Source organism: Empedobacter sp. GD03861, assembly GCF_029840885.1.
Classification (GTDB): domain Bacteria; phylum Bacteroidota; class Bacteroidia; order Flavobacteriales; family Weeksellaceae; genus Empedobacter; species Empedobacter falsenii_B.
Map to the genome: position 1 here is coordinate 1 of NZ_JAOCDJ010000050.1, position 12,529 is coordinate 12,529.

A 12,529-nucleotide genomic window follows, 5' to 3' on the forward strand; every position below is an offset into this window, starting at 1 on the left:
GTTTTTCAATATATAAATTAAGAATACAATTATTATTTGTTTCAAACTTCATCTCTATATTCCTAATTAGGTAATTTAACTCCATTTCCATCTATAGAAAGAGTCATTTCTCCCATTTCTAAAGAAACTAAAATGTTATCATCTAAAAAACTTCTAGTTCTAAATGGGCAAAAAATTTTTATATCTTTATTAGGAAAATTTTCTTTTAATTTAATTGCTGAAGCCATTGCAGTTCTACCTAAGGTAAAAACATCATCTATTAATATTAATGTGGATTCTAATATTATTATAGGGTCTACCGATAAACTGTCTAAATGAGTAGGAATGGTAGGACGTGTCTCTGCAGAATAATTGTTACTTGATTTAGTTATAGATTTAACTCTGTTTAATATGGGGTAGACAGAGTTTCCTAATCCATTTTTAACTAAATTGTCAGAAAGAATTTTTGAAGGAAATACTGCTCCTGGTACTAATGGAGAACTTCTTGGAATAGGAATTAAAACAGAGTCGTCAAAATAATTTTCAGCATTTAATTCTTTTATTTTTGAAGAAACATTTTCTGCAAATGATATATTCCCATTTTTACAAAGACCTACTAATACTTTTGATTTTTTTGCATTTTCAGAATTTCCTTTAGAAGAATATTTTAATAAAGTCATAAATTTAAAACTCATACACCTCTTTAGTTGTTAGAAATGGAAGATCAAAAATTAAGTCTTTATAATTTTTATTTGTCAAAACTTCAGCACCATAATTAAGCATTTCTTTTGCCCAAGTTATTGAATCATCTTTAATAATATTTTCCATTATAAAAACTGTTCTACCTAATCGTAAAGCTTCCCATCCTTGATGTTTAGTACCACTTTTTTCGCTTGCTTCAATAATAATTGTTGCATCACTTATAAGAGCCATTAATCTATTTCTAATAGGAAAATTCTTGCCTGTAATTGGATATCCATCAGGAAACTGAGAGATTAATAGTTGATTTTTAGAAATATAATCTTGTAATTTTTGATTCTCTTTAGGATAATATTTATTTAAAGGAGTTCCTATAACAGCGATAGTGTTCCCTTTTTCTATTATTGCTGTTTTATGTGCAATAGTATCTACTCCTTCGGCTAAACCACTAACTACAGTAATGCCTGATTCTACTAGGAACTTTGTGATTTTTTCAGCTCTTCTTATTCCTAATTCTGAAATTTTTCTAGAACCTACCACAGAAACTCGTCTACCTTTTTCTAATAAAGAATAATCACCTTCATAAAAAAAAGACTTCGGACTATTTTTTTGCTCTATTTCAGTAAGTTTAGCTAAGTAACTATAAGCTTCTTTCATTATTCAAATTTATTATTTATTATTAAAAGTATTTAATACTATTTTTAAAACATCTATTAAACATAATCATTATTCTAAAACAAAAATTAATTAGATATTTTGCTACATCACAAAAGAAGATGATAAGAATAATTTATTCATTTTAGAAAGCTTAGTTTTATAATTATACACGAAATATAATAATTTGAACTAATTTAAATAGGTTTCATTGGATACTTTACTTTATATATTTAGCAATTAGAACAGTTGTCAAAAAGTTTATTACTAGAAATGAATATGAAAAAAACTTACTTTTTCTTGATATTTTAATTCCATAACTTTCAGGAATACACATCTTATTAGAAACTTTATTAATAATAAAAATATAATAGTATGTGAATAATATGAAAACAATTAAGTATACATACAGATAGTATTTATTCACAGGAATTATTGAATTTATAAAGAGATTAAAAATTAAAACTATACTAACAAAAGAAGAAAACATTGTGAAAGATAGAACAAAAACAGAAGCTATAGAATAAAACCTGTACTCAAAATTGGAAGAACTATTTTCAGTATAGCCTTTATAGAAATTAAAAAAATATGAAAGAATTAATTTATTCATTTTTGATTTTAAATTTAACATTCCAAATATACTTATTTTTAAAGCTCTCGAAAATTGCTTTAAAAAATCACCTATTAAACATAATTGATATTATACACCTAAATTTTTTAGGCTAAAGAATTGTTTTTGAACGAGTGCCGTTTTGGATAAGTAAAATTGAGTTTGAAAACGCTTTGAAAACCGCATTTTATCGTTGAATAAGCATATCCAAAACGGTCAATTATAAATCTAACGCCCCTTTTCTGCATTTATTAAATCATATTTACGTTGTAATCTTAGCCAAAAATCAGGATTTCCACCAAAGACATAAGCTATTCTAATAGCTAAATTTGGTGTAATACTACCTCTCTTATTAATTACTTTATACATAGTAACTCGAGAAATATTTAATAACTTAGAAAAGTTGCTAATAGAAAGTTTTTCATTTTCTAATAGATCTTTCAATATGTCTGATGGGTGAACATTAAGTTCTTTACTTCTTTTAGTAGTCATAATAACAATTTTAAAAATTTATTACCTTTTAAATAATACAAAAACGCCATAAACACAATAAATAAAAATCTTGATATTTGGCTTAAATTATATCCTTTTTATTAGAAGTTTCATCTAAAATAGAGAGCTGATTTTTTACTGCAGCTTTTTTATTTTTTTCTTCTTTTTCAATTTTAATTATATGGTCGTTTCCGTGCTGAAAAAGTATATATTCTATATATTTTTTTAAGCTCATTCCGTTTGAGCTTGCAAGGATCGACAAACGTCTTTCCGTTTCTAAGTCTAAATCTATTAATTTTCTTTTCATCGGTCTAATCCTTTTTCTTTCGCTTCAATAAAGTTTCGCTGGGTTAAATTGTCCGAAAAATTTTTCACGCTTTGGATTAAATTTTCGTGCATATCTAATTGTTTATTGTAAGCGTTTTTAAAGTACTCCATTTGATTCTCAATTGTACTAAGGTATTCTTTTGAGTTCTCTATTTGTTCTTTTAAAATAGGGTATTCAATAAGTCTTTTTTGAAATTCTTGATACTCTTCATCTGTAAAATATTCTGTCACACCTTTGTCATTTTCTGTCAATTCTGTGTCAAAAGTTTGTCTTGAATTTACAATAGAATTAAAAATTAAATAAGAGAATTTGTATTTATTTTCTCTAACGCTTTGAACTTCGTTAATTAGCTCATCTATGTATCTCCTTGCGGTTCTTTCGCTAATATTTAATTCATTAGCTAAGTCTTTTAAGTCGTATTGTTTCATTTTTTTTATTTGTCAAAAATTTGTCAAAAGTTTGTCAAAAATAGAATCTATTTTTTTAAATATTTTTCCTCAACAATTTGCTCCATTTTCTTTTTAAGTGCTCCAATTATAAATGCTTTTTGATTATCTGCGTAAGAAGATGGTTCTCTTAGCTCAACTAAGAAATCTAATAAAGATTCTTCCGTTAAATTATTATATAAAACCTCAAATAAATTAAGATTATTATTTAATTCTTTATCTGTGAAATTAAAATTATAGATTAAATAATCTTCTATATTCTTAGGGATAAACCAACGATTTGACATTTGTTTATTTAGATGTTTTTTCTTCAATTCAGGGTCGTCGAATTGAGGTTGATGAATAGGTATAAAACGAATGCCTGTAATCTTACGACCTGTTTTTATTTGTTCGTAATGGAATGTATATGGAGAACATTTGTCAAGTTCTTTTTTCGCAGGATCTATAACCCTTTTTATAAAATCTGCAGTTAATTTATACTTATCTGTTACTTGGAACATTTCTTTTAGTCTATCAATAGAAAAATTAATAGGTTTTTTTTGATTAGAAAATAACTCATAAAAACGCATAGAAAATACACTTTCAAACTGCATAGCTACTTTTAGTTCGTATTTTTTATAACCTTTTGAAAAATCTAAAAAACATTCTGCAATATGAGGGTGTAAACGAAATTTGGCAATAGAATTATTATGTCTTTTTACAATTTCTGGTCGTTCTATTAAATTAATAATAGCCCATGTATCTTCGTCTTCATATTTAATAATTTTATTGTTTAAACTTTCCAATGCCTGTTTTGCACGTGTATAGTTTTCATCATATTCATCTTTTAAAAAAGAAGATAGAGGAATACTAAAATCAAAATCTTTTTTATCTGTTATATTTAGATCGTATTTTTTATTTAAAGTTTTTTGTATTATTAACTCTTGTAAAACTTCAATTATCCTATATAAAATTCTCTTTTCATATACAGTATAATCGTATTTAGCTGTAGTCAAAATATAAGATTGAAGTATCTCTTTATTATTAATAGATTTCATTGATTAAGTGTTTATTAAAACAAATATATATTTTAATTATGACTTAAAAAAAATAAAAGTCATAATAACCATTCAAAAAGTCATAGTTATAGCTTTTGCAAGCATTCAAAAAGTCATAGTGACCCATTCAAAAAGTCATAGTTAAGATTTTCAAAAGCCTTATAATATATATGATATATATATACTTATCCGTTTTTGACTTTTGTTCGATAAGTTATGTATATAAGTTATGTTTAATTAATACAAAAACATCGTGTATAAAAGTTTATAAGGAAGTCAATTTTTCATAGAAAAATTGACTTTTGGGAGCTGTCTTGAAACTCTCTGTTTTCATTGGAATAGAAAAACAAAACAAATTGACGTGACTTTTTTATGTGCACAGGGGGCGCGCGGATTTATTTTCTAAGTTATTGATTTTTAAATTATTATAAAATTTATAGTTTTTATTTTGTATATACGGATATATGTATATATTTGCATATACTTTTAAATTAAAAATAACATTATGAAAAAAATCATTTTAGCAAGTTCTTTGCTTGCGTTGTTTTCTTGTAGCATTACAAATAATGCGATTACAGAAAAATTATTAGATAAAAGTTTATCTGAGTTAAAAGGAAAAGGGATCAGCGAAACAATTAGAGAAGATTCATTATCTTTTAGAGGGGAAAAATTATTACAGGAACATAATTTTTCAAAAAGTGATATTAAAAATTATTTTAATGAGAATTGGAATAAAAAAGAAAATTTGAGCGTAGTAACATTTGCAAAAACTTCGAAAACTGCAAAATTACTTAAAGGCTCTCAAGTCCTTTATTCAAGAGGAGAGAAGCAAGAATTTTACATTTTAAATCAAATTGAATCTAATAGAATTTATACATTTTCTATTTCTCCAACTGATGAAAATTTCAATACTGAATTAGAAAATATATTTAAATTGGTATTACCTACTGCAGATAAAAAAGAAATTATTTTCCGTAGAGATTGGAGGTTTGACAATGGTAAAAATATGTTTTACAATTTCGAACAGCATATAAATGATTTTCCTAACTATTTAAAAAAATAAATTATGAGTACAAAAAAGATTGTAGCTATCTGTATTTTAGCTGTATTTGGATTATTAGTCGGATTAAATTATTTTAAAAAACAACGAGTAGATGAATATTCAAAGCCTGATAGTCAAAGTAAATTTGAATTTATTTTAAACGATCATTCAAAACAGCAACAATATATTGAGAATGGATTTTATACTTACGCTTCTTTTGATGATGTAGAATTAACTCAATATTTTGCTCATCCTGATTTTAAAAAAATCTATGAATATAAAGTAGGAAGTTCCCCAGTTGGTCAATTAGTAATTAAATATATCTACAAAGATGAAAAAAACGGATTTCCTCAAAGAGTTATTTTTTATAGAGGTCGATCGGTTGAGGAAAATTTGCCAATTGGAAAAGATATGTTTTATCAGGCATATTTTAGAGAATCTATTAATCAATTTCAGTTTGATAGCTTAATAAATAAAATAACGCAAGAATTAGCCTTTAAATACGCTCCAAAAGATTACAATAATGTTTCTATTGTCTTAGAGGATAAAGATGGAAATAACATCAAATCTGAAAGCGTAGAGGGTAAAATAAAGAATCCTTTAAAGTATTAAAATTAAACCCTGCATTTTGTAGGGTTTTTTTTGGAGTAAAAAGAGCCATCAAAATTAATTGACAGCTCCCTACTTTAAATTAAAATTTCCAAAATGAAAATTTACACAAAGATAGGTTTAAATTTTTTTCAAAAGAAAAACGAAAAAAAGAAAGCAAGCTTTCCAATTAGAATAAAATTTTTTGTCAAGGGTTGAGTAAAAAATACGACTTGAAAAGTGGAGATTTTTTATTCCATTTATTTACCCTTTACAAATAATTTTTTATAAAAGTTCTTAGCTGATCTTTTTAAGATTTTTAGAAAAAATATAAACCGATGGCATAAAAAAATAACAAAAATTGAAGTAAAATAAAATTACATAAGATTAAAAAAAAGCATAAAGCCGTTTTAATTTTTATATACTTTTTGATCTTCTTTCGTTTAAAAAATGGCTTTCTTTTTTTTGTTTTTTTCTTTTCCGTAATCAATATTAAAGGTAGTGCATCCCATCTAATAACTTCATTATTTTGCAGTTACATAAAAAGTGTTATATTAGCGTAAAAGTAAGGAGCAAGCAGTGGGAAATGTCCGTACATTCAGCTACGCTTCATTACTTACAAATCCCAATACTTGCCCTTGCAGGGGGCTAAGATTTTTTAACGGCAAGCCTAAAATCTATTTAAAAACGTTTAGAAAAGATGAATTAAAATTTTTAAAAATGGCAGGAGAAAACGAACAGGAAAAAGAAAAAAAAAGGATACGTTTTGAAATTAGAATTTCTGAATCAGAAAAAGAAGAAATACAAAAAAGAGCTAAAAGAGCTGGGTTAAGTGTTTCAGAATTTTCAAGAAGAATTTTACTAAATGGAGAAGTGATTTCTATTACTCAAGAAGAAAGAAGAATGCTAAACGGAATAGCAATAAATTTTAATCAGATGATTAAACTATGGCATTCTACAAAAAATCAACCAATGAAATTAGAGGAAGTTTTTAATTCTTTAATTCAAGATTTAAAAAAGCATTATAAAAGATAATATTTCAAATGGCAATCGCAAACATACATGATTCGGGAAGTAGTTTTGCAGGAATAAGCGAGTATGTTCTTGCACAGGGCAAGTATGCAGGTGAAGAAAAAACTAAGCAACCCGAAATTATTGAAAAAAATAACATTTATTCTGATAATTACAAAGATATAGGCAGGGAAATGACAGAGATTGCAAAAGGTAATTCAAAGGTTAAAAAACCTGTTATGCACTATTCTATTAGTTTTGATGAAAAAGATAAAACTCCTGAAAAAGTTAGAATTGAAGCTGTAAAAAGCACAATGAGAGATATGGGTATTAAAGATGATAATCATCAATATATAATTGTAAAACATAACGATAAAGCACATCCCCATTATCATGTAATTGTAAATAGAGTAGGATTAGACGGAAAGGCATTATCTGATAGTTATACAAAATATCGTTTAGAGGTTGCAATTGATAAAGCAGAAAAAAAATTAGGATTGGATAATTCTTTAGCTGAAAAAAGGAGGTTTGTACATAAAGACAATGAAAAGAATTACGAAAGAGTAATAAAAACTGTTAGATCTGAAAAAGACATTATAAAAGAACCAAAGGATAAAGCCAAAAGTTTAGGAAATAAAAAAGAATTTATCCAGGATAAAATAAATGAAGCTTTACAGCAAAAAAGAGTTTCAAACCCTGAGGAGCTTAAAGCCGAATTAAAAAAATCTAACATTAATTATGAATTTAAAGTTAATTCAAAAGGTCTTGCAGGCGGTTCTTTTAATTATCAAAAAACATCTATAAAAGGAATTAATATAGGTTTTAAAGCTTCTGTAATAGAGAAACAATTAAAATCAAATTTAGAATATAATCAAACTGAGAAAAAGAATAATCAAATAGCAGAAACCATTTATAAAGAAAAAGGAGCTTTTTATCAAACTGAAGAAAGTATAAATAAAGTAATCCAACAAAGTAGAGGGATAGATACAAAATCAAAAATTGAAGAGCTAAAGAGCCAAGAACCTAAAACAGAACAGGAAAAACAAATAAATAAAATTCAAATAAAATCTTTCGAAGATTTGGAAGTTAAGCAGCAAAAATTTGTTTTGGAGCTAAAAGAATATAAGGAACTAAAGAGCCAAGAACCTAAAAAAGTTCCTTTGTTATCATTTAATAAATCTGAAATAATTCAACAAAATGAGGAGCTGAAACGAAAACAAATGCAGGCAAAACCACCATCACTTCCAAAATATGAAGTGTTAAATCATTACGAAAGTATTAGAGAAATTGAACTAAGGAAAGAACAACAAAAAGCAATTTTAAAAAACACATACGAAATGGAAAAAAAACAATCATTATCAAACGATCAAAATCAAAATTTGACAGAACAACAGCAAAGAATTTTAGAACGAATAAAAGAGAGAGAGAAAGAAAAATCTAAAGACCAAAATCAAGAGCAGAAGAGAAACAGAGGTTTAAGAAGATAATTATAAAATGTTTTCATCTTATCTAAACGATTTTTATTAATTAACTAAATTCAAATTTATGGCAGTAGCAAATGAGTATTTTTGGCACACTACACGCATTATTTTAGATGAGAGTAGGAATAGTAAATCAATGAAAGATTTACAAGAGAGATTAAGTAAAAGGGGTATACAAATGAAAGTTTCTCATAGAAGTAATGCTCTTCGTAATTATAACATAACTTTTAAAAACCAACGAGGTTTTAAATTAGATAGTGTTAAAGGCAAAGACAGGGTTTTTACTGATATGGTTAGAAAAAATATAAAACAAAACTCTGCTGATTTACAAAAAGCGAAAGAGCTACAGAATAAGCCTCAATATTCACGTTTTGCGGAGATAATAAAAAATAGAGAATTGAAAACTTCTTTAGAAGCGGGAAGAATGTTTAATAACAAAGGTTTAAGCCGATAAATTACTTTAAATTAAAATTTACAATATGAAAAAAATTGAAATTAAACACCATAAAGCAGGAGGTTGTAAAAAACCAATATTAATAATTTTGGGAATTTTTCTCGCTTTTATGGTTCTTCCTATGTTTTTTAAATCAACTAAAGTTTTTGGTTTACTATTGTTTTTAGCTGTGGGGTGGGCTATTTATGAATTGTTTTTAAAATCTTTATTAATTAAAGGAGGTTACTTGGCTAAAAGCGTAATTCCTCAATATCAAAATGAAGATGAATTGAAATTCATAATAAATGGTAAAACTAAAATAGAAAATCCATTCGCCGGAATTTTTATATCTGGAGGGGCAGGATCAGGAAAATCAAAATCATTGATTGAACCATTGATAAAAGAAGCAGGAAAAAAAGGATATACAGGTGTGGTTTATGATTTTAAATTTCCTGAGTTAGCTCAATATGTTGAAAGTGCTTATCAAAATAGTGATATAAATAGATATTATTTGAATTTTGATGATTTAACTAAATCAAATAGAATAAATCCTATTGCTCCTGAATTAATGACAAAAGAAGCTTACGCAAGAGAATTTGCTTATTCGTTATTGATTAATCTTAATACGTCAATGATTGGTAAAAAAGAATTTTTCTTTGATAATGCTGTAGCGTTTTTAACTTCAATTTTTTGGTATCTAAGAGAAAAACACCCATCGTATTGTACAATTCCTCACGCTATTTCTATAGCCGTATCGGACTATGAAACTGTTTTGACAGAGCTTTCAAGTGTTCCAAGATGTGCAGATATGATAGCCCCTATTATGACAGCTTTTGAAAGTGGAGCAGAAAATCAATTATCAGGACAAATTTCATCGCTTCAAATAGAGTTAGGAAAAATACTATCTGATGAAGTGTATTATTTATTAAGTGGTAATGAGGTTGATTTGAGATTAAATGATAGTGATAAAAAAGGTATATTATGTTTGGGTAATAATCCTGCATTATCTGAAACTTACGCTCCTTTATTGGGTGTTATATTAACGAGTGTGGCAAGGCAATTAAATAGGCAAGGAAAAGAGAAATCTATATTTATGATCGATGAATTTCCTACAATATATATTCCAAATATAGAGCAACTTCCTGCAACAGCTCGAAGTAATAAAGTTGCTACTATTTTAGCTTGTCAAGATATTGCGCAGTTAAACGATCGTTACGGAAACGATAAAACAGAAACTATTTTAGCAAATTTAGGAAACCAATTTTACGGAAGAACTCCAAACCCAACAACAGCTAAAAGGGTATCTGAAATTTTCGGAAAAGAAGAAAAACGAGTAGTTTCAATAAATAAAGAAACTAAAATACTTGACTTTCAAAAAGGAAAAACTATAAGCACAAGAGAAACAGATGTAGTAAAAGTTCAACATGTCACTCAATTAGAAACAGGTTCTTTTTATACTATTTTAAGTGAGGGGGAAATAAAACAAGGTCTTTCTCAAATTCCAATGGATAAGAGTTTCAAAAAAGAGGAAATTTTAAGTTTTTCAAGTACAAGTGAAAGAGATATAAAAAATGCTTATAACAAAGTTAAAAGAGATGTTCAAGATGTTATTTTACGTGATGCCAAGTTGTTCCTTAAACAAAGAAAAATGAGTTAATTTGGGTAGTAGAATTTCGTAAAAAAAAGAATCAATATATTTTATTGATTCTTTTTTTTACTTATATATTCTTTTTTTAAAGCTTCTACAATCAAAGTTTTAATATCTGTATTTTCTTGAAAAGCCTTTAATCTTAAAAACTCATAAATATCTGTGGGTAAATTCATAATGTACCTTGTAGTAGGTTCTTTATCAGTTTTTTCTTTCATTTTATCGTATATATGTACATACAAATATATGATAAAAATAGTTTGGGTAGTGGAATTTCGCAGTTTGAAAGAAAAACGAGATTTTATGTGTAAAAAAGAAAGAAAAATAATTGATTTGCGAAATTCCACTACCCATGATCAAACATTATAATTTTAGATATTATACATTCTGATTTACAAAGTATTCTTTCATAATCTCAGTAATTTTTTTTGTTTTAGAAGCCTCTGCTTTTTTAAGAATATCTTTTTCAGAATAAAAATTAATTTCATATTTCTTAATAGATTTTTTTTTCTCTTCAAGAAGTTTTATAGCTTCATCAGTAAAGCCAGAAGTAGACCAAAATTCAAAAATAACAGTTTTATCATTATCATTTTGTTTAATAGATTTATATATAAAAGGGATTTTATTACTTATCCAATCTTCTATTTTTTTTAAATCTATTTTAGCTTTATAAGCTTTACATTCGCAAATAATTAATTTTTCTTGAAAGACTGCATAAACATCAATGTCTTTAAAATTTCCATTGTAATTTGCTTTTTTACCTATAGTTAGACTTTGACAATAATTACTATAGTAGTAGCCTACAGCTAACTCAAACAAATCGCCTCTTAGATTATTAGTTTTACCTTCAGTAAGTTTATTTAATTGGTTTAATAAATCTAAATAAGCTTCAGGATGTGATTTTAAAACTGCTCCAGCATTTGTAACAATACTTATTAATGATTCTAGAAGTGTTGTGTATTCGTTCCCAAAAATTTTATCTACAAAACCTATTATAATTCCATTTTCTTTTAACTTTTTTAAAGCTTCTGTAGTTACTACGTTAGTAATTAAGAAAGGAATAAAATTATTTTTAGTTTGAGATTTTATTATTTTTATTTTTTGAATAAAAAAATCTATACTAGATTCATTATTATTACTTCCAATTAAAAAATCTGCTAAAATAAAAGCAGGTTGTAGAGTTTTATCATTTTTTAATATTCCGGAAATATAGCTAGGAGCGGTAAAACCAAATTGAAACTTGCAGAATTCAGAATGAAATTTGCCTTTATTATATGAAATAAGTCCAATACTCCTAGTGTAGTTAAAGAAATGATTAGCTAAAAGATCTTCACTTAATTCTATTGCTTTATAATAGTTAAAATTATTTGATGAAGATTCTGAAAAAAGAGGAGATAAGGTATAATATTCATCCTCTTCATAAATGATATTTAATTTTATTAAATCATTAATTACGTTTGAAAAGGATTTATGAGTTTTTAGGTTTTTAATAGGGCTAAAAGAATATGAAGCTAAATTATCTTTTTTCATATATCCTTTATGATAATCTAAAGCAATTATAATAGAATAATATTTTTTAGCATCCGTTTTCATTGATAATAATAGAGATGTATAAAATATGTCTTTATTATATTGATCTTTATGATATAGAAAAGTTTGGTTGTTCTTAAAGAAACCTTTAATTTTTAAAATAGTATTTCCTAGGCGAGATATCCGTTTTCTAATAGCTTCATCACTTGCACCACTATTTTTATAAAACTCTATTATTTTTCCTGATAAAGTTGGTCCATTTTTTAATATATAATTTTCTATTGTCACACCTCGCTATTTATAATATTTACTTATCAGTGTCACGAGTCTTTTTTTTAAACCCTTTATTTGTGTCTTTAAGTATTTGATTGTTAAATGTATAATTTTTTTTAAAAAAAATTATAATAAAAAAAAATGTCCAAAAAATTAATAATTAATGTCACAAAATTATAAAATTTCAAAAGAAATTATAGAGAAAAAACAGCCTTTTGAATTTTTATTTTATATAAAAGTGCTATAATGTAAAATTTGGATAGAACACGTCTAATAAC

At 26.1% G+C, this 12,529-nt stretch carries 14 protein-coding genes; 6 read left to right on the forward strand and 8 right to left on the reverse strand.

What is annotated here, in order from left to right:
- Positions 1-62: 62 nt before the first annotated feature.
- From N5D03_RS13685 to N5D03_RS13710, 6 genes are all read right to left on the reverse strand, one after another.
- The gene (locus tag N5D03_RS13685; RefSeq protein WP_280051979.1) at positions 63-674 is read right to left on the reverse strand and encodes a hypothetical protein; all 612 of its coding nucleotides are present in this window, start codon (positions 672-674) and stop codon (positions 63-65) included.
- Positions 664-1,335 carry a DNA-processing protein DprA gene (locus N5D03_RS13690; RefSeq protein ID WP_125350770.1) on the reverse strand — a complete coding sequence of 224 codons (672 nt, stop codon included), beginning with the start codon at positions 1,333-1,335 and terminating at the stop codon, positions 664-666. Before N5D03_RS13690 ends, N5D03_RS13685 begins: the two co-directional genes overlap by 11 nt.
- 835 nt (positions 1,336-2,170) lie before the next feature.
- Complete coding sequence (locus N5D03_RS13695) at positions 2,171-2,434, reverse strand: HigA family addiction module antitoxin (protein WP_125350769.1); 264 nt, start codon at positions 2,432-2,434, stop codon at positions 2,171-2,173.
- An 82-nt stretch (positions 2,435-2,516) separates the two neighbouring features.
- Positions 2,517-2,741: a hypothetical protein gene (locus N5D03_RS13700; protein WP_125350768.1), complete on the reverse strand. Its 225-nt coding sequence runs from the start codon at positions 2,739-2,741 to the stop codon at positions 2,517-2,519.
- Positions 2,738-3,190 (reverse strand): HTH domain-containing protein, encoded by a 453-nt coding sequence (locus tag N5D03_RS13705; protein ID WP_125350767.1) that lies wholly within the window; start codon positions 3,188-3,190, stop codon positions 2,738-2,740. Before N5D03_RS13705 ends, N5D03_RS13700 begins: the two co-directional genes overlap by 4 nt.
- 47 nt (positions 3,191-3,237) lie before the next feature.
- Entirely contained in the window at positions 3,238-4,245 is a 1,008-nt protein-coding gene (locus tag N5D03_RS13710; protein ID WP_125350766.1) for a replication initiation protein, read from the reverse strand.
- Between the two features lie 505 nt (positions 4,246-4,750).
- Here N5D03_RS13710 and N5D03_RS13715 point away from each other — a divergent pair.
- The 6 genes from N5D03_RS13715 to N5D03_RS13740 all read left to right on the forward strand — a co-directional run bounded on the left by N5D03_RS13715 (position 4,751) and on the right by N5D03_RS13740 (position 10,457).
- Positions 4,751-5,308: a hypothetical protein gene (locus N5D03_RS13715; protein ID WP_125350765.1), complete on the forward strand. Its 558-nt coding sequence runs from the start codon at positions 4,751-4,753 to the stop codon at positions 5,306-5,308.
- 3 nt (positions 5,309-5,311) lie between these two features.
- Positions 5,312-5,899: a hypothetical protein gene (locus tag N5D03_RS13720; RefSeq protein ID WP_280051980.1), complete on the forward strand. Its 588-nt coding sequence runs from the start codon at positions 5,312-5,314 to the stop codon at positions 5,897-5,899.
- Positions 5,900-6,595: 696 nt separating this feature from the next.
- A complete protein-coding gene (locus tag N5D03_RS13725) occupies positions 6,596-6,910 on the forward strand; it encodes a ribbon-helix-helix protein, CopG family (protein WP_125350763.1) in 315 nt (104 codons plus the stop codon).
- An 8-nt stretch (positions 6,911-6,918) separates the two neighbouring features.
- Complete coding sequence (locus tag N5D03_RS13730) at positions 6,919-8,373, forward strand: relaxase/mobilization nuclease domain-containing protein (protein WP_280051981.1); 1,455 nt, start codon at positions 6,919-6,921, stop codon at positions 8,371-8,373.
- Between the two features lie 58 nt (positions 8,374-8,431).
- The gene (locus tag N5D03_RS13735; RefSeq protein WP_125350761.1) at positions 8,432-8,821 is read left to right on the forward strand and encodes a hypothetical protein; all 390 of its coding nucleotides are present in this window, start codon (positions 8,432-8,434) and stop codon (positions 8,819-8,821) included.
- Positions 8,822-8,846: 25 nt separating this feature from the next.
- On the forward strand, positions 8,847-10,457 hold the full coding sequence (locus N5D03_RS13740; RefSeq protein WP_280051982.1) for a type IV secretory system conjugative DNA transfer family protein: 1,611 nt from the start codon (positions 8,847-8,849) through the stop codon (positions 10,455-10,457).
- Between the two features lie 41 nt (positions 10,458-10,498).
- Here N5D03_RS13740 and N5D03_RS13745 read toward each other — a convergent pair whose 3' ends face one another.
- Together N5D03_RS13745 and N5D03_RS13750 are read right to left on the reverse strand one after the other, a co-directional pair.
- Positions 10,499-10,666, reverse strand: a complete 168-nt coding sequence (locus N5D03_RS13745; RefSeq protein ID WP_185144224.1) for a hypothetical protein — start codon at positions 10,664-10,666, stop codon at positions 10,499-10,501.
- Positions 10,667-10,826: 160 nt separating this feature from the next.
- Positions 10,827-12,266 carry a hypothetical protein gene (locus N5D03_RS13750; protein WP_125350759.1) on the reverse strand — a complete coding sequence of 480 codons (1,440 nt, stop codon included), beginning with the start codon at positions 12,264-12,266 and terminating at the stop codon, positions 10,827-10,829.
- Positions 12,267-12,529: the final 263 nt, after the last annotated feature.